21 protein-coding genes are annotated in these 26,404 nt (G+C 60.6%); 12 read left to right on the top strand and 9 right to left on the bottom strand.

Translation table 11 applies throughout. The features are described from left to right. Genes ACYQ1A_RS13135 through gspK form a run of 4 tightly spaced genes read left to right on the top strand, consistent with a single transcriptional unit; the run spans window position 1 to window position 2,437 of the window. Window positions 1-507 (top strand): GspH/FimT family pseudopilin, encoded by a 507-nt coding sequence (locus tag ACYQ1A_RS13135; RefSeq protein ID WP_062222709.1) that lies wholly within the window; start codon window positions 1-3, stop codon window positions 505-507. A 4-nt stretch (window positions 508-511) separates the two neighbouring features. Then, entirely contained in the window at window positions 512-904 is a 393-nt protein-coding gene (gene gspI, locus ACYQ1A_RS13130; protein WP_499362628.1) for a type II secretion system minor pseudopilin GspI, read from the top strand. Continuing rightward, window positions 882-1,478 (top strand): type II secretion system minor pseudopilin GspJ, encoded by a 597-nt coding sequence (gene gspJ / locus ACYQ1A_RS13125; RefSeq protein ID WP_499362626.1) that lies wholly within the window; start codon window positions 882-884, stop codon window positions 1,476-1,478. Before gspI ends, gspJ begins: the two co-directional genes overlap by 23 nt. Continuing rightward, window positions 1,475-2,437, top strand: coding sequence for a type II secretion system minor pseudopilin GspK (gene gspK / locus ACYQ1A_RS13120; protein ID WP_062222704.1), 963 nt, complete (start codon window positions 1,475-1,477; stop codon window positions 2,435-2,437). Before gspJ ends, gspK begins: the two co-directional genes overlap by 4 nt. Window positions 2,438-2,498: 61 nt before the next feature. Here gspK and ACYQ1A_RS13115 read toward each other — a convergent pair whose 3' ends face one another. The 6 genes from ACYQ1A_RS13115 to ACYQ1A_RS13090 all read right to left on the bottom strand — a co-directional run bounded on the left by ACYQ1A_RS13115 (window position 2,499) and on the right by ACYQ1A_RS13090 (window position 9,647). Then, on the bottom strand, window positions 2,499-3,884 hold the full coding sequence (locus tag ACYQ1A_RS13115) for a sensor histidine kinase (protein ID WP_499362624.1): 1,386 nt from the start codon (window positions 3,882-3,884) through the stop codon (window positions 2,499-2,501). Continuing rightward, entirely contained in the window at window positions 3,874-4,569 is a 696-nt protein-coding gene (locus ACYQ1A_RS13110) for a response regulator transcription factor (protein ID WP_053935861.1), read from the bottom strand. The genes ACYQ1A_RS13115 and ACYQ1A_RS13110 overlap by 11 nt, the downstream gene beginning before the upstream one ends. An 82-nt stretch (window positions 4,570-4,651) precedes the next feature. After that, the gene (gene hemH, locus ACYQ1A_RS13105) at window positions 4,652-5,758 is read right to left on the bottom strand and encodes a ferrochelatase (protein ID WP_062222698.1); all 1,107 of its coding nucleotides are present in this window, start codon (window positions 5,756-5,758) and stop codon (window positions 4,652-4,654) included. Between the two features lie 53 nt (window positions 5,759-5,811). Next, the gene (locus ACYQ1A_RS13100; RefSeq protein ID WP_499362621.1) at window positions 5,812-7,749 is read right to left on the bottom strand and encodes a transglutaminase TgpA family protein; all 1,938 of its coding nucleotides are present in this window, start codon (window positions 7,747-7,749) and stop codon (window positions 5,812-5,814) included. Next, the gene (locus ACYQ1A_RS13095; RefSeq protein ID WP_499362620.1) at window positions 7,746-8,726 is read right to left on the bottom strand and encodes a DUF58 domain-containing protein; all 981 of its coding nucleotides are present in this window, start codon (window positions 8,724-8,726) and stop codon (window positions 7,746-7,748) included. The genes ACYQ1A_RS13100 and ACYQ1A_RS13095 overlap by 4 nt, the downstream gene beginning before the upstream one ends. Before the next feature lie 9 nt (window positions 8,727-8,735). Then, entirely contained in the window at window positions 8,736-9,647 is a 912-nt protein-coding gene (locus ACYQ1A_RS13090) for an AAA family ATPase (RefSeq protein ID WP_062224801.1), read from the bottom strand. Between the two features lie 170 nt (window positions 9,648-9,817). Between ACYQ1A_RS13090 and ACYQ1A_RS13085 the strand changes: the two genes are divergently transcribed. Then, complete coding sequence (locus tag ACYQ1A_RS13085; protein WP_499362618.1) at window positions 9,818-10,765, top strand: histone deacetylase family protein; 948 nt, start codon at window positions 9,818-9,820, stop codon at window positions 10,763-10,765. A 155-nt stretch (window positions 10,766-10,920) separates the two neighbouring features. On the opposite strand, the gene mfd is transcribed toward ACYQ1A_RS13085, so the two are convergent. After that, window positions 10,921-14,325, bottom strand: a complete 3,405-nt coding sequence (gene mfd, locus ACYQ1A_RS13080; protein ID WP_499362616.1) for a transcription-repair coupling factor — start codon at window positions 14,323-14,325, stop codon at window positions 10,921-10,923. Window positions 14,326-14,617: 292 nt separating this feature from the next. Between mfd and ACYQ1A_RS13075 the strand changes: the two genes are divergently transcribed. Both ACYQ1A_RS13075 and rlmB read left to right on the top strand, forming a co-directional pair. After that, the gene (locus tag ACYQ1A_RS13075) at window positions 14,618-17,146 is read left to right on the top strand and encodes a bifunctional diguanylate cyclase/phosphodiesterase (RefSeq protein ID WP_499362614.1); all 2,529 of its coding nucleotides are present in this window, start codon (window positions 14,618-14,620) and stop codon (window positions 17,144-17,146) included. Window positions 17,147-17,184: 38 nt separating this feature from the next. Next, window positions 17,185-17,937 carry a 23S rRNA (guanosine(2251)-2'-O)-methyltransferase RlmB gene (gene rlmB, locus ACYQ1A_RS13070; RefSeq protein ID WP_499362612.1) on the top strand — a complete coding sequence of 251 codons (753 nt, stop codon included), beginning with the start codon at window positions 17,185-17,187 and terminating at the stop codon, window positions 17,935-17,937. A 108-nt stretch (window positions 17,938-18,045) separates the two neighbouring features. Here the strand turns inward: rlmB and mltB are convergent, their stop codons facing one another. Next, window positions 18,046-19,104: a lytic murein transglycosylase B gene (mltB, locus tag ACYQ1A_RS13065; RefSeq protein ID WP_499362610.1), complete on the bottom strand. Its 1,059-nt coding sequence runs from the start codon at window positions 19,102-19,104 to the stop codon at window positions 18,046-18,048. Window positions 19,105-19,156: 52 nt separating this feature from the next. After that, complete coding sequence (hrcA, locus tag ACYQ1A_RS13060; RefSeq protein WP_499362608.1) at window positions 19,157-20,173, bottom strand: heat-inducible transcriptional repressor HrcA; 1,017 nt, start codon at window positions 20,171-20,173, stop codon at window positions 19,157-19,159. Window positions 20,174-20,331: 158 nt separating this feature from the next. On the opposite strand from hrcA, the gene ACYQ1A_RS13055 reads away from it, so the two are divergent. From ACYQ1A_RS13055 to ACYQ1A_RS13035, 5 genes are all read left to right on the top strand, one after another. Next, window positions 20,332-21,207 carry an NAD kinase gene (locus ACYQ1A_RS13055; RefSeq protein WP_062223821.1) on the top strand — a complete coding sequence of 292 codons (876 nt, stop codon included), beginning with the start codon at window positions 20,332-20,334 and terminating at the stop codon, window positions 21,205-21,207. A 13-nt stretch (window positions 21,208-21,220) separates the two neighbouring features. Next, window positions 21,221-22,876 (top strand): DNA repair protein RecN, encoded by a 1,656-nt coding sequence (gene recN / locus ACYQ1A_RS13050; protein WP_499362606.1) that lies wholly within the window; start codon window positions 21,221-21,223, stop codon window positions 22,874-22,876. Further along, the gene (gene tadA / locus ACYQ1A_RS13045; RefSeq protein WP_499362604.1) at window positions 22,869-23,396 is read left to right on the top strand and encodes a tRNA adenosine(34) deaminase TadA; all 528 of its coding nucleotides are present in this window, start codon (window positions 22,869-22,871) and stop codon (window positions 23,394-23,396) included. Before recN ends, tadA begins: the two co-directional genes overlap by 8 nt. A 255-nt stretch (window positions 23,397-23,651) precedes the next feature. Further along, window positions 23,652-25,415: a glycoside hydrolase family 18 protein gene (locus tag ACYQ1A_RS13040; protein WP_499362602.1), complete on the top strand. Its 1,764-nt coding sequence runs from the start codon at window positions 23,652-23,654 to the stop codon at window positions 25,413-25,415. Window positions 25,416-25,474: 59 nt separating this feature from the next. Next, window positions 25,475-26,347, top strand: coding sequence for a L,D-transpeptidase family protein (locus ACYQ1A_RS13035; RefSeq protein WP_499362601.1), 873 nt, complete (start codon window positions 25,475-25,477; stop codon window positions 26,345-26,347). Window positions 26,348-26,404: the final 57 nt, after the last annotated feature.

Genomic DNA, 26,404 nt, shown 5'->3' with positions numbered 1-26,404 from the left:
ATGGCTGCCTCGCGTCCGGCACGGCTGCGTGCCCTTGGCTTTACGCTGATCGAGATCCTGGTGGCGATCGCGGTGATCGGCATTATCCTCGGTCTGGCCGCGGTCAAGCTGGGGCAGTCGGACGGGCAGATTGCCGAGCGTGAGGCGCAGCGCCTGGCCGCCGTACTGGAAGACGCGCGCGATGAGGCCATCAGTGGTGGCCATAGCGTGGGCTGGTCCAGCGACGGTCGGGGCTATCAATTCTGGATACAGGATGGCAATGGCGACTGGCAGGCTATCCCCAACCACGAAGTGCTCAAACCCTATCAATTGCCCGATATCCTTAAAGTGAGCGCGCAGAGCGTTAATTTGCGCGAGCAACGCCTGGGCGAGCGCATTGTGTTTGACTCCACCGGCGTCAACCAACCGTTTACCATAGAACTGGTCACGCAAACAGGGCACTGGCATCTGGAAGGTGATGTGATGGGGCGTGTTTCGGCGCAGCAGGTGACCAACAATAATGGCTGACGTCATGCCTGCACGGCTTGAATCCGCCCGGCGCGGGCGGGGGTTTACCCTGATCGAAGTGATGGTGGCGCTGGCCGTGGTGGCCATTGCGCTGATGGCTGCGCTCAAAGCAACCAGTTTCAGCACCGATTCCGCCATTGATTTCCGCACGCGCATGCTGGCGGGTTGGGTGGCGCAAAACCAGATCGATACCTTGACCGCCCGCCGCGACTTTCCCGATATGGGCGAACAAGACGGCCATGAATCCGAAGCCGGCTTTGATTTTCATTGGCATATGACGATTACCGGCTCGCCCAATCGTTCGTTCCGCCGCGCCGAAATCCGCGTGTATGAAGGCGAAGCCACCGACCATGCCGCAGCCACCCTGGTGACTTATGTCGCGCGCGTCGGCACCTGAACCTCAACGCGGCTTTACGCTGCTGGAAATCCTGATCGCACTGAGCATTTTTGCAGTGGTGATCCTGATCGCCTATCGCGGCTTGTCGACCATGATCGACGCCAAATTGCGCCTCGACGCTGAAACCACGCGCTGGCGTGAAATGAGCCTGGTGATGAGCCGCTTTGGCGACGATCTGACCCAGAGCGTTAATCGTAGCTATCGCGACAGCGCCGGCAATGTGCAGCCGCCGCTGTCGGGCAATCAACAACCCAATGCGCCGGAATGGCCCAAGCTCGACCTGGTGCGCGCCGGGGGCGATGGCGGGCCGTTCCACGTGGCTTATCGCTTGCGCGAAGGTCGGCTGGAAATGGAATTGTGGGACGCGCTGGACCAACCGCCACGCGCCCAGCCGGTGGTGCACGTGATGCTGCAGAATGTGGAGCGCTTTGAAGTGACGTTTATGGATAGCACGCTCAACTGGCAAACCACCTGGCCGATCACCGGTAGCGCGGATATTCTGCCGCGCGCCGTGCGCATCGTGCTGCAACAAACCGGCCAGGGCGCCATTGAGCGGACGTACGCCTTGCCATGATGCCGCCACGCCTGGTTAATTCTACGAAGGGCTCGGGGCGCGCAAGACGCCAGCAGGGCATCGCCATACTCACCGCAGTTGGCATCGCGGCACTGGTGGCCGCGCTGGCGGCCTGGATCGCCTGGCGCCAGGCCTTGTGGTATCGCCAGCTGGAAAACCAGTTTGATCAGGCAGAAGCCATCGGTGTGGTGCGCGCCTCAATCAACCTGGTGCGGCTGACGCTGCGCGATGATGCGCGCAATAACCAGGTCGACCATATGCTGGAGCCGTGGAATATTCCGATTCCGGCGATTCCGGTGGAGAGCGGGCGCGCCGGTGGCCGCATTCTGGAACAGGGCGGCTTGTTCAATCTGAATAACCTGGTCGACGACAAAGGCGCCATCGTGGATGACCAGGTGCAGTGCTTCAAGCGCCTGCTCACTACCTTGCAATTGTCGACCGATCTGGCGGATGTGCTGGCGGATTGGGAGGACGCGGATTCTGATTTGTCCTCATCCAGTAGCGCTGAAGACAACGCCTACCTGGCGATGACGCCGCCGTATCGCGCCGCCAATCAACGCCTGACTGATCTGGGCTCGCTGTCACGGGTGCGCGGTTTTACGCCCGACATCATTGCGCGCTTGCAGCCGTTTGTGACCGTGGTGCCGTTGCAGACCAAGGTCAACGTCAATTTCGCCTCGGCCGAGGTGTTGACGGCCGTGGTGCCGAATATGACGCTGGCGGTGGCGCAAAGCGTGATCTCGAAACGGGCCGGGCGGTACTTCAAGGATATAGGCGAGTTCCGCGATACCTTGCCGGACAGCTTCAAGGCCACCTCGATTACTTCGATTACGGTGCAGACCACCTACTTTATCAACGAAGTAGAGGCGCAGTTTGGTCGCGTTACCTTGCGCTATCAGGCCTTGCTGGAGCGCACTACCACTGACTTGCCGCGCATCGTCTGGTTGCGCCGCGAATAATGCAAAAGGGTGGGCGCGGACAGCAGTCCGGGCCCACCCTTGATGTGCTTGAGACGATTGCTCAGTGCGGATTCAGCGGCAAGGTGACCCGCACAATCAAACCATGTACCGGCGCATCAAGCAGATCAACGCTGCCGCCGTGGCGCTCGGCAATTTCCTTGACGATGGCCATGCCCAGGCCGCAGCCACTGCCGGTTTGTTCGCGGCGGTAAAAGCGCTCAAATACGCGGTGTTTATCTTCGTCCGGAATGCCGGGGCCGTCGTCTTCCACTTCGACTACGTAATTGCTGCCTTCCTGGGTCAAACGCACAGTCACGTTGCCGCCGCGCGGAATGTATTTGATGGCGTTTTCGACCAGGTTAACGAACAGCTCGCGCAGCAAGGCGGAGTTGCCTTCGATGACGGCTTCATTCAACGACGTGTCACAACCCAGGTCCATGCCTGCCGCAAGTGCGCGCGGCACCGATTCTGCGGTCAAGTCACGGATTAATTTGGCCAGATCAACCTTCACCCGCGGCATGCCGCTTTGCGTGCCCGGTTCCGAGCGCGCCAGGGTCAGTAACTGGTTAACCAGGTGGATGCTGCGCGTGGCGCTGGTGTGGACCATATTCAGGCGGTCGCCCAGGCCTTGCACGGTAGTCTCCCGCATCGCCAGTTCGGTCTGCGATTTAAGCCCGGCCAGCGGCGTGCGCAGTTGGTGTGCCGCATCGGCAATAAAACGGCGCTGCCGTGCCACGCTTTCGTTGGTGGTGGAGAGTAATTGATTGAGCGCATGCGTCAGCGCATGGACTTCTTCCGGCGCGTCGCTCAGTTCAAACGGAGCCAGATTTTGCGCGCGGCGGTTTTCCAGCAAGTTCTGCAAGCCACTCAATGGCTTAAGACCGCGATTGATACCCACCCAGACCAGTACGCTCATTACGATCAGCAGGCCACCCAGCGGCAGGCCGATCGTGAGCATGATCTGATCAGACAGTTGTTTGCGGCCCTGCTGGTTGCGCGCCACTTCGACGTGCAGCCAGTGATTGCCGGTGTGGTCCAGCGGATAGAACACCGATAACGCACGCGAGGTGCCGTCTTTGTTTTTGCTGGTGTAGAACTCGGGGTGACTGGCCGTCGGCGTGGGCGCGGCCACATCTTCAAACTGACCATTGCTGGCCAGTACGCCGCCGGGCAGGGTGCTGATGCGATACATCAAGGCATCGTCGAGCGAGCCTTGCAGCAGATCACGGGCGGCGGGGGGGAAGTCGAAGGTGACCTGACCGTCGGGCCGCACATGCACCTGACGCGCCAGCGCGTTGGCGGTCTGTTGCAGCGAGGTGTCGGTCATCACGTTAGCAACGTGGCTGGCCACCTGAAAACTCAATAGCGCCCCAGCTAGCCATAAAACTAGCTGGGGGATCAGCAGCCATAACAGGAGCTGACGTTTGAGGGAGTACTTAGCCTGCATCGAACGAATGCGGTTGCTGCTTTTCCAGTAGATAGCCCAGACCACGGATAGTACGAATCACCACGCCGCACGGTTCCAGCTTCTTGCGCAGACGGTGAACGTAGACTTCGATCGCATTCAGGCCAACTTCGGCATTGTCCGAACCCAGTTCGGAAACGATTTGTTCTTTGGTCACCACGCGATCGATGTTGGACATCAGGATCTCGAGCACCGTCAGTTCGCGGGCGGACAGATCGAGCGGTGTGTCGTTACACCAGGCGCGTTGGCCAGCACGGTCAAGACGCAGGTTGCCGAGCTGCTGTACCGACTGCGGCAGGATCTGGCTGCGGCGCAACAGGGCGCGCAGACGCGCTTCGAGTTCGGCAAATTCAAACGGCTTGGCCAGATAATCATCGGCACCGGCGTCCAGACCCGCAACACGGTCTTCCAGGCCATCAAGCGCCGTCAGGATGAGGATCGGCAGCGACGGCTTGTGCTGACGAATATTCTTGAGCACGGTCAGGCCATCCATATTGGGCAGGCCGATGTCGAGGACGACGACGTCGTAGTCGTTGTGAAGAAGAATCTGCAGCGCCAGCGAACCATCATTGACGCAATCAACCTGAAAATCGGCTTGCGACAAACTGGTCTTGAGGGCATCCGCAAGAATGAGATCGTCTTCGGCGAGAAAGAGCCGAGTGCTCATGGTTGGAAACCTCCGGTTGTAAGATTAAGCTTACCGCTGAGTTTAACTGCTATTTCACAAAGGCCCAAGTTATTTTTTTTCATTATTGTTTCGCGCCCATCTTACGAGATCGCGATGTGGCTATTCTAGCGGCTTCCAGCCTGTTTTCGCGGGTGTCGAAGGGGTGCTCCCAGCCTGTAAGTTGCTGGGTGGTCAAGTCAGCTAACGCGCGAATCCACAACGCCGAATCATTGAGACAAGGGATATGCTGATACTCACGCCCCCCGGCTGCGAGGAAGGTCTGCTTGCCTTCCATGGCAATTTCTTCCAGCGTTTCAAGGCAGTCCGCCACAAAGCCCGGACAGAACACGTCAACCCGATGTGTGCCTGCCTTACCCAGCTGTTGCAGCACTGACGCGGTATACGGTTCCAGCCAGCGCGCCCGGCCAAAGCGCGACTGAAACGACACCGTGTATTCCGATTCTTCCAGCTGTAACGCACTGGCCAGCAAGCGTGCGGTTTTCTGGCAGTGGCAGAAATAAGGATCGCCCCGGTCCAGCGTATAACGCGGCAAGCCATGAAAGCTCATCACAAAATGTTCGGGACGGCCGTTGTTCATCCAGTAGTCGCGTACTTGTTGGGCCATGGCTGCAATATAGCCAGGATGGTCGTGAAAACTACGGATCGAGCGCACGGCAGGCTGATTTCTGTATTTGAGCAGATGAGCGAACGCTGCATCGCAGGCAGTGGCGGTGGTGCTGGCGGCATATTGCGGGTACAGCGGCAACAGCAGAATGCGATCGCATCCGGCCGCCTTCAGCTCGTCCAGGCCCGCAGCAATGCTCGGGTTGCCGTAGCGCATGCCAAAGGTCACCACCGGCTGTTCGCCCCCGCGTTCGCCCAGATAGCCTTTGAGCAGCACGGTTTGCTTGCGGGTCCAGGTGAGCAGCGGCGAGCCGTCGCGTTTCCAGATCAATTGATATTTGGCGGCCGATTGTTTGGGGCGGGTGGTCAGCACAAACAGATTGAGTATCAGTAGCCACAGCAAACGCGGAATCTCCACCACGCGCGGGTCAGACAGAAATTCGCGCAGATAGCGCCGCACGGCCGCTGTGGTGGGCGCATCCGGTGTGCCCAGATTGATCAGCAGCACGCCCGTGCGCGCGGCCTGGCCATGTTTGAATTCAGGCTCTTTAAGGTAACGAGGCATGAGGCGTTCCGCAGCACAAGACAAAGGCGGCAATCATAGCAGCGCTATGGCATTCACGGACGGAAGCCACGTACGGATTGCAGCAAACGCTGCGCCGCCTTGGCGTCCTGGCCGTAATGTGCGGCCAGATACAATGCAGCAATAATCAGGATGCGCGCGCGATGCAAGGGCAAGGCCTTGGCAGCGCGTTCGGCAAATTGTTGCGGCGGCTCTCCCGGCTGCGGCGCGACACCGGCGCGGGCCAGGCGGCGGACGAACAAACGCCAGGCTTTTTGCTGGGCATCCAGCACGCGGCGCTGGCTGCTGCCGCGCAAAGAAATCAGATAGATCAGCAGCATCACCACTGCCGCACCCAGCAACCACAGCACAAACTGCGGCGACAGCAGGCTATCGATGCCCAACTGGCTCAGTACCTGCATCTGGCGCCGCGCATCATAGCCGACCACCCATTTGTCCCAGCCATGCATGGCGGCATCCCAACGCAAGCGCAACTGGCTGAGCGCGCTACTGTCATCGCGCACCAGCGCGGGCAGTCGGTCGGTCTGGCGCAGGCTTTGCGCCAGGCCCCGGCTGATGCGGTCAGGGGCGATGGCCGAGGTGGGGTCGATGCGCTGCCAGCCCTGGCCTGGCAACCAGACCTCGGTCCAGGCGTGGGCAAACGCCTGGCGCACGATGTAATAGTCGCCATTGCGGTTGTACTCGGCGCCCAGATAACCCGTGACCACGCGCGCGGGCACGCCGGCGGCGCGCATCAGAAAGGTGAAGGCACCCGAGTAATGTTCGCAGAAGCCGGCGCGGCTGCTGAACAGCAACTCGTCGACCTTGTCGCGCGATTCCAGCAGCGGCGGTGACAGCGTGTATTGATACCCGCCGCGACGTAGAAACTGCAGCGCCGCCAGCACGCGTTGCGACGGTGACAATCCGGCCCAGCTGGCCGCGAGTTGCCGCGCACGCGGGTTGATATCGGGCGGCAGGCGCAGATCGGCTTGCAGTTCGCGTGGATCGGCGTCGAGCACCCACCAGCTGCTCTGGCTGGTGATGGTAAAGCGTTGCCGTTGCGTGATCGGATCGCGTGTGAGCGCCTGCAGCGCTTTGTTCAGGTGACTGCCTTCGGGCAAGGCCACTGGCAGATCCATCGCCATCAACCAGTTGCGCTGGCTGGGTTCCAGCGTCACGGTATAGCGCCAGCGCGGGCCACTTGGCAATACCGTGGGGGGGCGGGCAAAGTCGGGGCGCTGCGTCCAGGTCTGGCCGTCAAAGTACTCGAGCACCGGGCCGCGCCAATACATGCTGGTACGCGGTGGTGGCTGGCCCTCAAAATCGACGCGGAATGCCACCGTGTCATCCAGCGTCAGATCGCTCATGCTGCCCGGCGTCATTGTTTCGGATAGCCCGGTATGCGCATTGGGGCCGCTGTCGGGCATATGCCACAGCGGGCCGTTCAGACGCGGGAACAGCACAAACAGGATCAGCGCCACCGGCAAGGCTTCCAGCAGCATGCGCCCCGTCTTGCGTGCATCGTCGATCTGCAGCTTGCCGTCCGCACGGTGCCACGCGATCAGTTGCGTCATGATCAGGGCCAACACCGCAATCGAATACAGCAGCATCCCCACCGATTGCGACGCCAGAAAACCGGTGCTGCAGGCAAAGCAGGCCAGCAGGCTGAGTACGCGAGCATCCCGCCGCGTGGCGGTCTCCAGAAATTTGACCGCGATCAGGCTGGTTAGCACCGCCACGCCGCCTTGACGCCCCACCAGTGAGTGGTACTGCACAAACACCAGCACAAACAGCAAGCCGGCATAGGCCAGCCGCACCGCCCAATGCGGCAACGGTTTGCGTTTGGCGGCCAGGCGCAAGCGCCAGAACACCGGCAGGATGATGAGTGCCGCATGCCAGACCGGTAACTGGAGCAGCGCAGGTAACAGCGAGGCCAGCACCGCAGCGACCAGGCCATACAAGGGGCCGCGCGGCAGGATGGGCGGATTTTTCATAGGCTGGGCTCGCCATCATCGTGGCCGAACAGCGCCAGCGCAGTCAGGCAGCGGGCCTCATGCAGCGGGCCGTGATCGGCTTCGATCTCGGTGCCGGGCAAGCTCAGGGCGTAGCGTTCGCCGGCGGCTTCGGCTTGCAGTATCCATGCGGCCAAGCGCGACAGACGCGCCTCGGCATTGTTGAGCGCCACCTGTTCCCACTTGAAATGCCGGGTCACGGTCCAGGGTGTTTCAAAAGTACGGACGGCCAGGTGCTCTTGCCGTGCCGATTGCTTCCACGCGATATGCCGCGGCGTGTCGCCCGCCACATACGGCCGCAATCCGGCATATTCGTCGTCACCCTTGCTGGTGACTTCGCCATGCTCGTTGTGATCGGGCGTGCCGCTCCATGGCGGCGGGTCGGCTTCGGGGTGCGGATAGACCAGGCAGCGCGCCTCCAGATTGGCGTAACTCCACGCCCGACACCAACCGCTGGGATAGGCCGTCTCGATGGTGACGCGCGGCAGCGCCAGCCAGCCGCGATGTTGCGCCGGCACGCCCACGCCTATGACTTCTTCTACCCCCACTGCCACCCCGACCGGATTGCCCGCTAGCGTGCGGTCGGCGGTCAGCACCAGTGCGTAGCGATCCAGTTTGTTGCTGACGCTCAGGCGCAGCGGAAACCACGCGGTCTGCCCGACAAATACGGCGCGCGGCGCCTCCACCTGGATTTTGAGCCCGAGCAGATTGCGAAACGCCTGCACCAGTCCGGAATGGCCCAGGCCCAGCATCAAAAAGGCAAACAGATACGCCAGGCTCAGTTGGTAATTGATTGCACCCACCAGCACCAGCAGGGCGGTCGCGCCATAGGCAAAGCCAAAGCCGCCGGGCAAGACATAGATACGATTTTGCCGCAGCACAAATTCGCTGCCCGCGCTGGGATGGCGTCGGGTCATCCAGCGCTGCCAGGCGGGCAACAAGGCGGGTGGAATCAACATGGTTGGCGCTTAAGGAATGGCGACGCTGGCCAGCAGTTCTTGCGCCACCCGCGGATCGGCCTGACCGCGTCCGCGCAATTGCAGCCGATGCCCCGCCACGCCGGGGAATACCGCCTGCACGTCATCGGGAATGGCAAAGTCGCGCTGTTCCAGCCACGCCCAGGCGCGCGTCACGCTAACCAGGCCCAGCAAAGCGCGCGGCGACAGGCCATAGCTAAAGCGCTCGATCGAACGCGTCGCCGCAGCCAGCGCCTGAATGTAATCGAGCAAGGCGGGCGCCAGTTTGACTTGCTTGATGGCTTGTTGCGCCTGCTGCATGTCGGCGGCGTTGAGGCAGGGCTTGAGATGCGTGAGCATTTCGCGTCGGTCTTCACCCGCCAGCAAAGCGCGTTCGGCCTGAGCAGACGGGTAGCCCAGCTCCAGCCGCATCAGAAAGCGGTCGAGTTGCGATTCCGGCAAAGGAAAAGTGCCAATCTGGTATTGCGGGTTCTGGGTGGCGATCACAAAGAACGGCTCGGGCAGCGGATGGGTTTTGCCATCTACGGTGACCTGGTTTTCTTCCATCGCTTCCAGCAGAGCCGATTGGGTTTTGGGTGGCGCGCGGTTGATCTCGTCGGCCAGTAACACCTGGCTGAACACGGGGCCATGATGAAAGCGGAAGGTGTCGCTATCACGCGCATAGATTGAAACGCCGACCAGATCGGCCGGCAATAAATCGCTGGTGAACTGTACGCGCTGAAACTGCAAGCCCAGCGTGCCAGCCAGCGCATGGGCCAGTGTGGTCTTGCCTACGCCGGGCAGGTCTTCCAGCAATAAATGACCTTGGGCCAGCATGCAGGCCAGCGCCAGGCGGATCTGGCGCGGCTTGCCGAGGATGATGGTGTTCAGTTGATCGATGGCGGCGGCAAACGAGGGCGTCATGCAACATCCTGTGTAGTGAACGGGCGCGCTATGGTAGGGTTTCAGGCGCGAACAGACCGGGCTCCGCAACGCGCTCCCAGCCATGCTGGCGAGACGGCGGCACACACACTCTGCAAAATTCTTGTAAACGCTGCGGTCTGAATTATAAGCATGCTCCGGGAGTACATCGTTTGTTTTCCACGGCTGTAGCAGGCGGCATCACCGCCTATATCACGCATCCCGCCTGCACCATGCACGACATGGGCAAGGGCCATCCCGAGTGCGCCGAACGCCTGGCCGCCATCCAGGATCGTTTGATTGCAGCGGGCCTGTGGGATGCCCTGTTGCACCTCGAAGCCCCCGCCGCCAGCCGCGCCCAGCTTGAACGCGTGCATACGGCCGAATGGCTGGACCGGCTGGGCGCGTTGTCGCCCACGCATGGTTATGTGCATCTGGATCCTGACACCGCCATCAATCCCTATAGCTTGCGCGCCGCCTGGTTTGCCGCAGGCGCAGGCGTGCTGGCCGTTGATCAAGTGATGACTGGCGCCATCCAGAATGCGTTTTGCGCCATCCGCCCGCCAGGGCATCACGCCGGACGTGCGCAGGCCATGGGCTTCTGTCTTATTAATAATGTGGCGGTGGCGGCGGCACATGCATTTGCCGCGCATGGTGTGGAGCGGGTGGCCATCGTTGATTTTGATGTGCATCACGGCAATGGCACCGAGGACATTTTCAGCCAGGACCCGCGCGTGTGCATGGTGGGGATGTTTCAACATCCGTTTTATCCCTACAGCGGCGACGTACCGCTGGGCCCGAACATGCATAACTTTCCACTACCACGCGCCAGCACCGGTGCGGCGTTTCGCGACCTGGTCCGCGAACGCTGGTTGCCCCTGCTGGATGACTTTGCGCCGCAACTGATCCTGATCTCGGCCGGCTTTGATGCGCATCTGGAAGATGATATGGCTTCGATGGGCCTGGTCGAGGCGGATTATGCCTGGGTAACGCAGCAAGTGATGGCGGTGGCAGCACGCCATGCCGGCGGACGTATCGTTTCGATGCTGGAGGGCGGCTACGATCTTTCCTCGCTGGGGCGGAGCGTGGGCGTGCATGTCAAGGCGTTGGCGGGACTATAAAGCGCTGGCTGGCGGTCGCCCCGGGTCGAGACCTTCAGCCCGCGTGGCTAGCAAGAACCGGCGTGCCAGATTCTCGCCGGATGTCTTGCTTGCCGGGCGATGCCGGTAACTCATCCAGGGCGGAGGCGTCATACATGCTCACCGCCCGCCACACCTCACGCTGGCTTGCCCAGTTCCCCCAGCAGCTCTTTCACCCGTGCCGCGCGCAGTGGCGCTTCCGGCCAGTTGCCTTCCAGTCGCAGTCGGTCCTGGCCGGCCAGGCGATAGTTCTTTTTGCTCTGGATCAGCGTGATGATCTTCATCGGCTCCACTGATGTGTTCTTGGCGAAGTTCACCACGATGGCGGTGTCAGCGGCGTCAATTTTGGTAATGCCCATGGGCTTGGCCAGCATGCGCAGCTTGTGGCAATCCAGCAGCACTTTGGCCGGGTCCGGCAGCAAGCCAAACCGGTCGATCAGCTCTTGCATCAGGTCGTCCAGATCGTCCGGGGTTTCGCAGTTGGCCAGGCGTTTGTACAAGCTCAGGCGCTCGTGCACGTCCGGGCAATACGCCTCCGGCAACAGTGCGGGTGAGTGCAGATTGATTTCGGTGGTCACGCCCAGCGGTTGCGAAAGATCGGGCTCGATGCCTTTTTTCAGCGCCTTGACCGCTTCGTTCAACATCTGCGAATACAGCGAGAACCCGATTTCCTGCATTTCGCCCGATTGCGAATCGCCCAGCACTTCGCCCGCGCCGCGGATTTCCAGATCGTGCATGGCCAGATAGAAACCGGCGCCCAGTTCTTCCATCATCTGGATGGCTTCCAGCCGCTTGCGCGCCGATGCGGTCATGCCTTCCAGATCGGGCACCAGCAAATAGGCATAGGCCTGGTGGTGGCTGCGGCCGACGCGGCCGCGCATCTGGTGCAGCTGGGCCAGGCCGAACTTGTCGGCACGGTTCATGATGATGGTGTTGGCGTTGGGAATATCGATACCGGTTTCGATAATGGTGGTGCAGAGCAGGATGTTGAAACGCTGCGCATAAAAATCGCGCATCACATGTTCCAGATCGCGTTCACGCATCTGGCCGTGCGCCACGCCGATGCGGGCTTCGGGCAACAGCGCGGTCAGCTTCTCGCGTACGTTCTCGATGGTCTCGACTTCGTTATGCAAAAAGAACACCTGGCCGCCGCGTTTCAGCTCGCGCAGTACGGCCTCGCGGATCACGCCATCGCTGAATTTGGCGACAAAGGTTTTAACCGCCAGCCGCTTGCTTGGCGCGGTGGCAATCACCGAGAAATCGCGCAGGCCTTCCAGGCTCATCGCCAGCGTGCGCGGGATCGGTGTGGCGGTGAGCGTCAGCACGTCGACGTTGGCGCGCAACGCTTTGAGCTGTTCTTTCTGGCGCACGCCAAAGCGGTGTTCCTCATCGATGATGACCAGGCCGAGGCGTTTGAATACCACGTCGGGTTGCACCAGCTTGTGCGTGCCGATAACGATATCGACGGTGCCGTCTTCCAGACCCTTGAGCGCGGCGGCGACTTCTTTGCTGGAGCGAAAGCGCGAGAGTTCGACGATCTTGATCGGCCAATCAGAAAAGCGATCGGTAAAGGTCTGGAAATGCTGCTCGGCCAACAAGGTGGTCGGCACCAACACCGCCACCTGTTTGCCACCCGCCACGGCGGCGAAGGCAGCGCGCAGGGCGACTTCGGTTTTGCCAAAGCCGACATCGCCGCACACCAGCCGGTCCATCGGACGGCCCAGCCGCATATCCACTAGCACGGCCTCGATGGCGGCAGCCTGGTCTGCGGTTTCTTCAAAGGCAAAGCCTTCGGCGAACGCGGCGTAATCGTTGAAGTTCCAGTCGAAGGCGTGGCCCTCGCGCGCGGCGCGGCGGGCGTACAGATTGAGCAATTCGGCTGCGGTATCGCGCACCTGTTCGGCGGCGCGGCGGCGCGCTTTGTCCCAGGCGCCGGAGCCCAGCTTGTGCAAGGGTGCGGCTTCGGGTGCGCCGCCGGAATAGCGACTGATCACATGCAATTGCGACACCGGCACATACAGCTTGTCTGAGCCCGCGTATTCGATCAGCAGCAACTCAGTCTGGCCTTCGCCCAGATCCATCGACACCAGGCCTTTATACAGGCCGATGCCGTGCGCTTCATGCACCACCGGATCACCGATTTTCAGCTCGGACAAATCACGCAGCATCGAATCGGTATTGCTACGCTTTTGCGCCTTTTTACCGCGCGCCTGCGCCACGGTGGCATACAGATTGGCTTCGGTAATCACCGCTTGTTGATCGCCGACCAGAATAAAACCCTGGTATAGCGGTGACGCGGTCAGCATCACCGGCGCTTTGCTTTGCAGAAACGCCTGCCAGTTGTCCGCGATTTCGGGCTTTAAATTGTTGTCGGCAAAAAACTGCGCCATGGTCTCGCGCCGACCCATGCTCTCGGCACAGATCAGCACACGCCCGGCATAGCTGCCCAGAAACGCCTGCAATTTGCTGATCGGGTTTTCGGCGCGCCGGTCCACGTCCAGCGCCGGCAGCGGCGAAGTGTTCGGATTGTCGCCGGCTTGCAGTTCCAGCCGCGCGTAGTCTTTGAGCGTGGCGAACAGCGTATCCGGCTGCAGATATAGCGCGGCCGGGGTCAGAATCGGCCGGTCTTTTTCGCCGGACAGATTGCGGTAACGATCCTGCGTATCGGCCCAGAAGCGCGCAGCGGCATCGTGCACCGCGCCGTGCAGTACCGGCAGCGTGCCCTTGGGCAGGTAATCAAACAGCGTGGCGGTCTGCTCAAAAAACAGCGGCAGATAGTATTCGATGCCGGCCGGGGTGGCGCCGTTGGAGACATCTTTATATAAGCGCGATTTGGACGGGTCGCCTTCAAACACCTCGCGAAAGCGCTGGCGAAAGCGTGTGCGGCCACCTTCATCCAATGGAAATTCACGTGCTGGCAGCAACCGCACTTCCGGCACCGGATATAGGCTGCGCTGGGTGTCGACGTCAAAGGTGCGGATGGTTTCGATTTCGTCATCGAACAAGTCGATGCGATATGGCAGCGTCGAGCCCATCGGGAACAGATCAACCAGGCCGCCGCGGATCGAGAATTCGCCTGGGCTGTAGACCTGAGTGACATGGCTGTAGCCGGCAAATGCGAGATCGGCGCGCAACTTGTCCGGATCAAACTTCTCGCCCTTCTTAATAAAGAACGTGTAGCCCGCCAGATATTCCACCGGCGCCAGTCGGCCCATGGCGGTTTGCACCGGCACAATCAGAATGTCGGCCTGGCCCTGGCGTACTTGCCACAAGGTGGCCAGCCGTTCCGAGATCAGGTCCTGATGCGGCGAAAAATGATCGTAAGGCAAGGTTTCCCAGTCGGGCAGCATGGCCACGACTTTGCCCGGCGCCACCCAGCCCAGTTCATCGCGCAAGCGCGTGGCGCTGTGGGCCGTGTCGGTCAGGATCAGCAAGGGGCGTGCGGCCTCGGCGTAACGCGCCAGCAGCACGCTATCGGCGGAACCATGAGGGAGTGCGATCTGCAGGCGATCGCCGGTCTTGGGCAGGGCAGGAAGGGGCACGGGACGGGTTCAGGCAGCAGCAAAGCGTTCATTATACCTGGCCGGGCGCAGCTGGCACCGCGCTGACCACACAAGCAGTGATACAAACATGCCAGATACATTGCGCTGTTAGCCTTTGATGCAGCATTTTTCCTACCCTGGGCAGCGCGCGGTTGCTTTTTTGTCGCGGTTCCCGAATCATGCCGCTGGAATAACACGGCCTGGCCGTTTGAAACGGTCGTTTAGAACCGTCTAACAAGGGTTGCCCAAGCGATCCGGCAATAAGAATGGTTCTACGGAGATGTACTCGCTCATGCCTTACCGGTGGCTCGGCCCGGCCCTGTTTGCCATTGCTTATGCAGTGTGCAGCCTGGTGGTCTGGCAGATCAGTCCTGCACATTCATATACGTCACTGATAGCGCCCCAGGCGGGCGTCGCGGTGGCGGCTTTGTCGCTGCTGGGCGTGCGCTATTGGCCCGGTCTGCTGGCCGTCGGCTGGATCACGCCCGCGCTGCACGGCCTGCCTTTGCTGGCTTGTCTGGAACTCGATGCCATCGAGATGCTACAAGCCTTGCTCACCATCAGCTTATTGCCCCAATTTGCCGCCGAGGGCGGCTTTCGCCTGCGCGATGGTTTGCGCTTTCTGGTGGCGGGCCCGCTGGTGGCGTGTCTGCTGGGCGCCAGTTTTGCTGCGGTCGTGCTCGGCGCATTTGAACAGGGCTTGCCCGGCGGCGCGCCGGAATGGCTGACGCTGTGGCTCGGCAATGCCTTTGGCATGGTTACGGTGTTGCCGCTGTGCTACGCGCTGCGCCAGGATGGCCCGCGTGTGCGCAGCAACTGGTGGTTCGAGCTGGTGCTGCTGAGCGCTGCCGGTGCCGTGGTCGCCACCCTGGTGTATCGGCATTTTGAGCTTGGCTATACCGATATGCAGTTCCTGCTGTTTCCATTGATCATCTGCACCGCCTTGCGGCTGGGGCATATCGGCAATGGCTGCGTGCTGTTGCTGGTGGGCATGATTGCGGTTGTGCAGCTCAGTGCCCTGGGCGTGGCCGGTGCCGGTTTGATTCCGGTGGCGGTGGTGCTGCTGACGGTGGCCGTAGCGGGCATGATCCTGGCGGCGTCGCATCAAGAAGAGGCAGTCAGCGCGCGGCGGGCGCGGCTGGCGGCTCAGGTGTTTCATAACGCCACCGAAGGCATTCTGATTACCGATTCCAATGCCCGCATCATTGCGGTGAATCCGGCTTTCAGCCAGATCACCGGCTACGAGCCCGACGAAACGCTGGGCAAACTGTCGCGCATGTTCCATCGCAACGGCCCGGTGCGCGAAGTCAATCGCGAAATGCTGAGCGAACTGGCCACGCAAGGCCGTTGGCAAGGCGAAATGCTGGACCGGCGCAAAACCGGCGAAGCCTATCCAGCCTGGTTATCGATCAGCGCGGTGCGCGATGACCACGGCAGCATCGCCAATTATGTGGGCGTGTTCTCCGACTACACCCATCGCAAAGAAGCCGAACAGCGTCTGTTTTTTCTGGCTAATCACGATGCCTTGACCGCCTTGCACAATCGCGTGGCCATGAACGAAGCTTTGCAACAGGCGGTGGCCCGCGCCGGCGAAGAAGATCGGCAACTGGCTTTGCTGTTTATCGATCTGGACCGCTTTAAAGGCATCAATGACACGCTGGGCCATGACGTCGGCGACGAATTGCTTAAAGTGATCGCTCAGCGTTTGCGCGGCACGCTCAAAGAAACCCAGTTGATTGCGCGACTGGGCGGCGATGAATTCACCATCCTGATTGATAACGTGCGCGATGCCGATGCAGTGGCGCATGTGGCCGAGCGGGTATTGGCTGAATTAAGCCGTGCTGTGGTGATCAAGGGACAGGAATTGTTTGTTACCTGCTCGATTGGTATCAGTCTGTATCCCTGTGATGGCAACAGCCCGGCGCAATTGCTGAAGAATGCTGATGTGGCGATGTATCGTGCCAAAGAATTAGGTAAAAACAATTTCCAGTTTTTTGCGCCCGATATGAATGCGCGTGCATTTGAACATCTGGTACTGGAAAACAGCCTGCGCTATGCGCTGGAACGGCGCGAACTGGTGTTGCACTTTCAGCCGCAGATCGATCTGGCCACTGGTGAATTGTCGGGCGTGGAATGTCTGATCCGCTGGGAACATCCGGAGCTGGGTCTGATTCCGCCTTCCAGCTTTATTCCCCTGGCCGAAGAAAACGGCTTGATTGTGCCGATCGGCGAATGGGTGCTGCAGGAAGGCTGCCGCATGATGCGTTTGTGGCAAGTGGCCGGCTATCACATTCCCCGTATGGCGATTAATTTGTCGGCGCGGCAATTCCAGCGCGAACAATTGGCTGGGCATGTACGTAATGCGCTGGAATCCTCGGGCATTGCGCCCGAATTGCTCGAGCTGGAAATCACTGAAAGCATGATCATGCAAAACCCGCATCGTGCGGTGGCGGTATTGCAAGAGCTCAAGCGCATGGGCGTGCAATTGGCGATCGACGATTTTGGCACCGGCTATTCATCGCTGAGCAATCTCAAACACTTTCCGCTGGATACGCTCAAGATCGATCGCTCGTTTACCGTCGGCTTGCCCGATGACAGCGATAGTGCCGCCATTACCGAGGCCATCGTGGCCATGGCGCGCAAGCTGCGGCTCAAGGTGGTGGCCGAAGGCGTGGAGACGGTGGAGCAGATGCTGTTCATGCGCCGCGCCGGTGCGCATGCCGTGCAGGGTTATCTGTATGCGCCCGCAATGGACGCCGATAGCCTGCTGCGTTTTCTGTTGCGCGAGGGTTTTGCCGCCGCCACCAGCGGGCTGGGGTAAACTGCCGGGCTATTCACTGAATCGCCGGACCCGCAGTCATGCAGAACAAAGTCGTCATCCATGGTTTTCACGCCGTAGGCACCCGCCTCAAACGCTTTCCCGATAGCGTGATCGAGCTTTATCTCAACAGCACCCGCATGGACCAACGCGCCAAAGATCTGGCCCGACTGGCTGAAGCGCAAGGCTGCAAGGTGTTGCTGGTGGATGCGGCGCGGCTGGATGGCTTGACCCACGGTGGCCGCCATCAGGGCGTGGCGGCGCTGATCGACGCGGGCAAATCGTATATCGAAGTGGATGACGTGCTGGAGAACCTCGGTGACGAGCCGCCATTCTTGTTGATCCTGGATGGCATCACCGACCCGCACAATCTGGGCGCTTGCCTGCGCGTGGCCGATGCCATGGGTGTGCATGCGGTGATCGCGCCCAAAGACAAATCGGTGGGCCTGAACGCCACCGTATCGAAAGTGGCTTGCGGTGCTGCCGAGGTGGTGCCGTATGTGATGGTCACCAACCTGGCGCGCACGCTGCGCGATCTGAAAGACCGCGATATCTGGATTGCCGGCACCGCGGGCGAAGCCACCACCGATCTGCATCACTTTAACCACACCGGGCCGCTGGCGTGGGTGATGGGCAGCGAAGGCGAGGGCATGCGTCGTTTGACGCGTGAGCACTGCGATGTGCTGGTCAGTATTCCGATGTTTGGCTCGGTGGAAAGCCTGAATGTTTCGGTAGCCAGCGGCATCGTGCTATCCGAGACGCGCCGTCAACGCACCATGGCTGCCGGCAAGTAAACATAGGGTGGGTCGTGACCCACCTCTTAAAGCCTTCAAGAAGAATGAGGAAGCATGCTCCCCATTTCTCTCGGTGGCTTTGAGTGGTGGGTCGTGACCCACCCTATATCATTTGCGCTTCTTTTTGGTGGCGGGCTTGGCTTTGGGCTGGGGCGTGGACTCGGGTTGCAGATCGTCGTTGGCGTCGTACGCCGTCTTGATTGCATCGGCCAACTGATAAACCACCGTGGCGTATAGCGTGCTGCGGTTGTAGCGCGTCACCACATAAAAGTTGTTAAAGCCGGCGTAATAGTCAGTCACGCCCGCCGTGGTTTCCAGCGCAAACAGCACCGCTTGTTGCTGCGTATCTACTTCAGTAATCGGTTGCACGCCACGCTGCATCAGTTCCGCCATCGTGTAATGCAGGTTGAACTTGTCGGCCAGCAATTCCTGTTCGTCACCCGTCACGTTGACGCCCACATAGCCTTTGCCAGCGCGTTGCCAGCCCGATGCCGCCAGGAAATTGGCGACGCTGGCAATGGCGTCTTCGGGCGTGCCCCAGATATCGCGATGATGATCGCCATTCCAGTCCACCGCGTATTGGCGAAAGCTGGATGGCATGAATTGCGGCATGCCCATTGCGCCCGCGTATGAACCCATAAACGTAAACGGGTCTTGATTCTCTTCGCGCGCTAACAGCAGAAATTGCGTCAGCTGGTCTTTAAAGTAATCGGCCCGGCGCGGGTAGTTAAACGCGATGGTGCTCAGGGCATCCATCACGCGGAAGCTGCCGGTATTGCGGCCGTACAAGGTTTCCACACCGATGATGCTGGTGACGATTTCGGGCGGCACGCCATAACGGTCCTCTACCTCGGCCAGCGTGTCGTGATAACGCCGCATAAAGCGCGCGCCACCAATAATGCGTTGCGGGCTCATAAAGCCATTGCGGAATTCATACCACGGCCGCGACGTTGACGGCTTGTCCAGCACGGCAATGATATTGGGCTTGGGATTGATCTTCTGGAAGACCGCGCTCAATTCATCACGGTTGAAATCCTGGCTGCTGACCAGTTGATCGATATAGGCCTGGACCTCGGGCCGTTGCAGCAATTCATCATCGGCATGTGCGGTGACGGCCAAGGCGGCGAGGGCAGACAGCAAGGCGGTTTTCAGGGTTTTGCAGATCAAAGCGGGGTTCCGGAAAGAAGGACTAACGCGGGTGCACGGGCCCGCGTCGGTGTTATTGGGACAGCGCGCTGCTGAGCAAGCGGGCGGTGACGTCGACGATGGGGATGATGCGTTCATAGGCCATGCGCGTCGGGCCGATGACGCCCAGCGTGCCTATGACTTCGCCATTGGCGTGATATGGCGCGGTGATGATCGAACAATCATCCAGTGGCGCCAGCCCCGATTCGCCGCCGATAAAGATCTTGACGCCTTCGGCACGATTGCCGGCTTCCATCAATTGCAGCAAGGCGGTCTTGCGTTCAAACAATTCAAACAACTGGCGCAGGCGGCCCATATTGGCGGCCAGATCGTCGCTATCCAGCAGATTGCGCTCGCCCGAGATCACCAGGTTTTCGGTATCGCCACTCAATACATCCTGGCTGTACACCACCGCAGTATTCAATAACGCGGCCAGTTCGCCTTTAACGGCACGCACTTCGTTTTCCACCACCTGACGCAGATTGTGCCAGGTGCGGCCGGCGCAATGCGCATTCAGAAAGTTGGCGGCTTCGGATAGCTCAGACTGGCTGAACAGCGTGTTGGTCTGAATGATGCGGTTTTGCACATCGCCATCGCTGGTCACCAGAATCAACAAGACGCGTCGATCCGATAGCGGCAGAAACTCGATATGTTTAAGCAACACATCCTGACGGCGCGGGGTGAGCACCACGCCGGCGAAGTGGGTGAGCTGCGACAGTAATTGCGAGGCAGCGGTGATGGTGCGTTGCGGATTGTCGACCGGCAGTCCATTGCTGAGCGGCTGCAGTTTATCGGCCTGGAGTTGTTGCACCGACAACAACGAATCCACAAAAAAGCGATAACCCAGCGACGTGGGGATACGCCCGGCCGAAGTATGTGGGCTGGCCACAAAGCCGAGTTGTTCCAGATCGACCATCACATTGCGGATGGTGGCAGAGCTGATATCCAGGCCGGAATAGTGCGACAGCGCCTTTGAACCAACGGGTTGGCCGTCGGCGATATAACGCTCGACCAGGGTTTTGAGCAGGATTTGTGCGCGATCGCTAAGCATGCGCAGATTCTAATCGTTAACCGCGGCAAACTGAACTACGCATTGCGCTCCACCACGCTTTTGCCGTGCGTGTGCGGCCCTCACCACGTAGGCCGTTGTCCACGTGCCTCGCGGTCGTGCTTGTGGTTAAATGCTGCCGTACTTCACCGGACCCCGACATGCAAAGCCTGTTCAAAACGATCGTACTGGTTGGTCGCTTCAATACGCCCACCCTGGGTGGGCCGTTGCGCCGGCTGGCGGCCACCTTGCAGGAGCTTGGGGTGCGCGTATTAATAGAAAGCGAAGTCGCGGCCGAGCACGGTATTACTGATATTCCGGTGGTCGAACGCATTGCCATCGGCAAGCTGGCCGATCTGGTGGTGGTGCTGGGCGGCGATGGCACCATGCTGGGTGTGGCGCGGCTGGTGGCGCCGTACCGGATTCCCTTGATCGGGGTCAACCAGGGTCGCCTGGGCTTTATGACCGACATTCCGCTCAGTGATATGGAGCGCACCATCAGCGGCATGCTGGCGGGCGCGTTTGTACCGGAAGAACGCATCCTGCTGGAAACCACCGTGCGGCGCGAAGACAAAGAACTGGTGTCGGCGCTGGCGTTCAATGACGTGGTGTTCAGCCGGGGTTCCACTGGCGCGATGATCGAATTTGAAATCTTTATCGATCGCCAGTTTGTCTACAGCCAACGCTCCGACGGTCTGATCGTCTCGACGCCGACCGGCTCCACCGCCTACGCGCTGGCGTCGGGCGGGCCGATACTGCACCCCAGCCTGCCCGCGATCACACTGGTGCCGATCTGTCCGCAGTCGTTGTCCAACCGCCCCATCGTGATCAACGACACCAGCGAAGTCGAATTCCGCCTGACGCGTAATTCAGACGCGCGCGTGTACTTTGATAACCAGAGCGATTGCGAGCTGCACGAAGCCGATCGCGTGATCATCCGCCGCCATCGCAACACGCTGCGCATTCTGCATCCGGTTGGCTACAACTATTACGACATGTTGCGTGACAAGTTGCACTGGGGCCAAAAGCTCAACTGATCTGACCAGACCGATGCTGCTATCTCTGAATCTCAAGAATTTTGTAATCGTCGACAAACTCGCGCTCGAATTCGGCTCCGGCCTGAGCGTGTTTACCGGCGAAACCGGCGCGGGTAAATCCATCGTGATGGATGCGCTCGGCCTGCTGCTGGGCGATCGTGCCGATGCCGCGCTGGTGCGGCATGGTGAAGACAAAGCCGATCTGCTGGCCGAATTTGATTTGTCCGAGCGGCCGCAAGCGCGCGCCTGGCTGAACGAAAACGAACTGGCGGGCGACGACGCGCAACACGCCATCATCCGCCGTACCCTGGATAGTCAGGGCAAAAGCCGCGCCTTTATCAATGGCACGCCCGCCACGTTGGCGCAGCTGAAAGGCCTGGGCGAAATGCTGGTGGATATCCACGGCCAGCACGCGCATCAACAATTGCTGCGTCCGGAAAACCAGCGCGATCTGCTCGACCATTTTGCCGGGGCGACGGCGCAGGCGGGCAAGGTGCAACAGCAATGGGCGCACTGGCGCACGCTGCAAGACGAGTTGGCGGCCGCGCAACGCGATGCCTCGACGTTTGAAGCCGAGCGCGAACGACTGAGTTTCCAGATTGAAGAAGTGTCCGGCCTGGCGCTGTCCGATAACGAATGGCCCGAGCTGCAAGCCGAACACAAACGGTTGCAGCACGCAGCCAGCCTGATCGATGGCGTACAGCTGGCGCTGACCACGCTGGCCGATGGCGACGAGAACTGCCAAAGCTGGCTGGGCAGCACCGCGCACAAATTGCAAGGCCTCGGCGATTACGACGAGCAACTGCTGCCGTCCTTGCAATTGCTCGAAGGCGTGGAGGCGCAACTGGCCGAAGCGGTGAGCGAATTGCGTCGCTATGCCGATCATCTCGAACTTGATCCGACCCGGCTGGAAGAGGTTGAAAGTCGCCTCGACGCCATCTGGCGCATGGCGCGCAAATATCGCACCGAGCCAGAACAACTGCCGCTGTTGCTGCAAGGCTGGCAGGATCGCCTCGAAGCGTTGGGCGGGAGCGAAGGTCTGGCGCGTCTGCAGCAGGCGGAAAAAGCCGCGGGCGAACTGTGGCAGAAAGAAGCCGCCGTGCTGAGCAAGTTGCGCCAGCAGCATGCGGGCAAACTGGCGCAGGCAGTGACCAAAGAAATGAAGCCGTTGGCGCTGGCCGATAGCCGTTTCGAGATCGAACTCGAGGCGGCCGCACCCGGCCCGCACGGCGCGGAAAGTGTCGATTTCCGCGTGGCGCACGCCAATACCCCGGCGCGGCCTATGGGCAAGATTGTGTCGGGGGGTGAGTTATCGCGGATCAGTCTGGCCATCCAGGTCATCGTCAGCGAATTGTCCGGGGTGGGCACGCTGGTGTTTGATGAGGTGGATGTGGGCATCGGCGGGCGCGTGGCCGAGATTGTTGGCCGCATGCTGGCCGATCTGGCGCAACAACGCCAGGTGCTGTGTATCACCCATTTGCCGCAAGTGGCCGCGTGTGGCCAGCATCATTATCAGGTGAGCAAAGCGCGCGCCGGGGCGGGCATGATCAGCCAGGTGCACGCGCTCGATAACGATGCCCGCGTCGAAGAAATCGCGCGCATGCTGGGCGGCGTCGAAATCACCGAGACCACGCGGCGGCACGCGGCCGAGTTGCTGGGCCATGCCTGAAGATCCGCAACTGCAAACCACTGCCGCGCCGGTCTGGACGGCAGCGGACGAAGCGTTTATGCGCATGGCGCTGGACGAGGCCGCACAAGCGCAAGCCTTGGGCGAAGTACCCGTCGGCGCGGTGCTGGTGTACCAAGGCCAGGTGATCGGCCGTGGCCACAATCAACCTATCAGCGGACATGACCCGAGCGCGCACGCCGAGATGCTGGCCGTGCGTGCGGCCGCCAACCACCAGCAAAACTATCGGCTACCCGGTTGCGAGCTGTATGTGACGCTGGAGCCCTGCATCATGTGCGCCGGTGCCATGATGCATGCGCGGATTGCGCGCGTGGTTTACGCCACCCGCGACCCGAAAACCGGCGCAGCGGGCAGCGTGATCAACCCCTTTCTTGATCGCCGTCTGAACCACCACACCGAGGTGCAGGGCGGCCTGTTGGCAGACGAAGCCGCGGCCCAGCTCAAAGCCTTCTTTGCCGAACGCCGCCGCGCACAAAAATCCGCCCGCAATCCAGCGCCTTAGGCTGGTCATCGCCCGTGGCGCCTGGCGCGGCGCGCTTGCTGCATTTGTCCGGTGTTGCTGTTTTGTTGCGCTCGGCCGTGTCCGTTGACTGACTTATGCCACCTGCATGCTAAAGTGACTCGCGCTGCAAGGTGCGCTCAGCCCTTGCTGCCCAACACAATACAAAAAACAGTACGCCGTCCCCCGGACAGGCTGCATCCGGTCGACTGCGCGCAGACGTGGTAAGCCAGAAAACAAACCGATAGAGGATTCGATATGAAACGCTTTGTGCTGCTCCCGCTGGCACTGCTGGCGGCTGCCTATGCGCACGCCGCAGATACGGTGGTGTTCCAGGATGATTTCGAGAAAGACCTGTCGCAATGGGTGGGCCAGAATGGCGATGGCTCAACGCCTATACACGCCACCCTGGTGGATGACCCGCTCAAGCCTGGCAATAAAGTGCTGCGCTTTGATCGCAAAGTGTTCGGCGGCGACGCTTTCAGCAAACAAGGTTTTCCGGCCGGCGCATCGTATACGCTGACCTTTGATTATCTGAGCACCTGCGGCAGCAATTGCGGTGGGGTGATCGGCTATACCGCCGAATTTCCGGGGCGCGATAACTGGCTGGCCGGCACCGCGCGTTCGGGCTTTCCCGACAAGCTCAAAGACAATGGCAAATGGCAAAGCTATAGCCTGGATTTCAAAGGCAAATTCGATTTTCACCTGGCGCTGGAACAATGGGTGCAATCGGATGGCGAAGGCAAAGACGTCTATTTCGACAATATCAAACTGATTAACCACGACGGCGGTGCCGCCGCCGCTCCGGCCGCAGCGGCGGCCGCCCCGGTGGTGATTACCGGGGGCACGCCAGCGCCCACTTCGCCACAACTGGTGGGCTATTACGTGGCCTGGGCGCCAGGCAAAGGCTATCCGGTCAAGATGCTGGAAACCAGCGGCGCGGCAGGCCGCATGACCGTGCTCAATTACGCCTTCGGCAATCTGAACGCGAACAAATGCGTGATCGGTGATCCGGCCGGCGACTATCTCAATCCGGTCGACGCTGCCACCTCGCTCAGCGGCAAAGCCGACGAGCCGGGCAAGCTGGCAGGCAACTGGGGCCAGTTGCGCCAGCTCAAGCAAAAGCATCCTGATCTGAAAGTGGTGATCTCGCTGGGTGGCTGGACCTGGTCGAAGTATTTCTCCGACGCCGCGCTGCCCGCCAACCGTGCCGCCTTCGTCAAATCGTGCGTTGATCAATTCATCAAGGGCGATGTGCCGGATGCCAGTGGCAAAGTCGTGGCCGGTTACGCCGCTGGCGTGTTTGATGGCATCGATATCGATTGGGAGTACCCGGCTTCGAGCGGCGCCGACGGCAATGTGGTGCGTCCGGAAGACAAGGACAATTACATCGCCTTGCTGAATGAATTCCGCAAGCAACTGGACGCACTCAAGCCTGGCTTGCTGCTGACCAGTGCGGTGAGCGCATCGGCCCAGATCTATAACAATCTGGATATGGGCCATGTGCAGTTGCCGCTCAACTGGATGAATCTGATGGCCTATGACTTTGCTGGCCCGTGGGAAAACCGTACTGCACCGATGGCCAATCTGTTGGCGGGCAAGCAGGACAAGCTGGCGATTGATATCGCGGTCAATGACTATCTGGAAAAAGGCGTGGCTCCGGCCAAACTGGTGATCGGCGTGCCGTTCTACGGCTATGGCTGGGTGCCGGAGAAGATGGATAACCACGGCCTGTATCAAGCCGTCAAAGCCAAAGCCGTGGGCAAGCCGGATGCCGGGATTGCGACGTGGCCCGAACTCAAAGCCAAGCCGGGTGAAGTGTTTAGCGACAACGTGACCAAATCCATCGTCAAGGTCAGCAATGGCGAAGTCTGGACCTACGATGACCCCAGCGTGCTGAAAGAGAAAGTCGCTTATATCAAAGCAAAAAAACTCGGTGGTGCGATGGTGTGGGAACTGTCGCAAGACACCCCCGACGGCGAATTGTCGAGCGTGCTCTACAACAATCTGTTGAAGAAATAACAAGGCACACGTAAGCTGAAAAACGGGGAGCGATCCCCGTTTTTTTATCTGGAGACGCCATGAAACTGCTCGTTGATATCGCGTCACAGCAACTTCAGTTGCTCGATGACGCCGCAAAAGTGGTGAAGCAATGGCCGGTCTCGACCGCCGCCAATGGGCCCGGAGAGCAGGGCGGCAGCAACAAGACGCCGCGTGGCTTGCATATCATCCGCGCCGTGGTTGGTCGTAATCTGCCCAGTCATGCCGTGTTGCGTGGGCGTCGGCCCACTGGCGAAATCCATGATGCCGCACTCAGCGCGGCGCATCCCGAGCGCGACTGGATACTCAGCCGCGTGCTGTGGTTGTCGGGCTGCCAGCCTGGCTTCAACCGCCTTGGCGAGCACGACAGCATGCGGCGCTATATCTATATCCACGGCACGCCGGACGATCAGCCCATGGGTATCCCCGCATCGCATGGTTGCATCCGCATGCGCAATGCTGATCTGCTGGAACTGGAGCCACAGGTGGCGGCAGGCATGCAGGTGCTGATCCGCGAAGACGCCAGTCAGCGCGCGCCCATCCACGTGGTGCCGCTGCCGCAGCACGCAAGCGTGGATGCGCATGATCTGCACCCGATAGGCCCATCGCTACCCGATTCGCCGGTACCCGCTGGCATCCCGTTGCGTTGGGCGGCCTGGCGCGAAGACGGTGTTTTGCTGGGCGTATTGACCTGGAAAGCAGGCAGTGGCGCCACCCTGGCTGTGTGCACCGGCGCACAGGTGGGCGAGGTGCTGCCCTTGCTGTGGCGCGAAGCGGCGCGTGTGGCCAGCGAAACCGGGCAGAAAGAGATGCGCAGCGTGGTCAAGGCCGAATGGCTGCGCGAGCTGGATCAATATGTAAAACCTGTCGCCACCGTGGCCGATGGGGCCGTGCTGGTGCGCGGCTGGATTTAGGTCGCCGCATGCGCGTTGCGTATGGCGCAGCCATGAAAAAACCCCGCCGAGGCGGGG

It is taken from the genome of Silvimonas sp. JCM 19000 (assembly GCF_054652575.1).
Note: the sequence above shows the minus strand (reverse complement) of the source record. Positions and strands in the feature narration are given on the sequence as shown.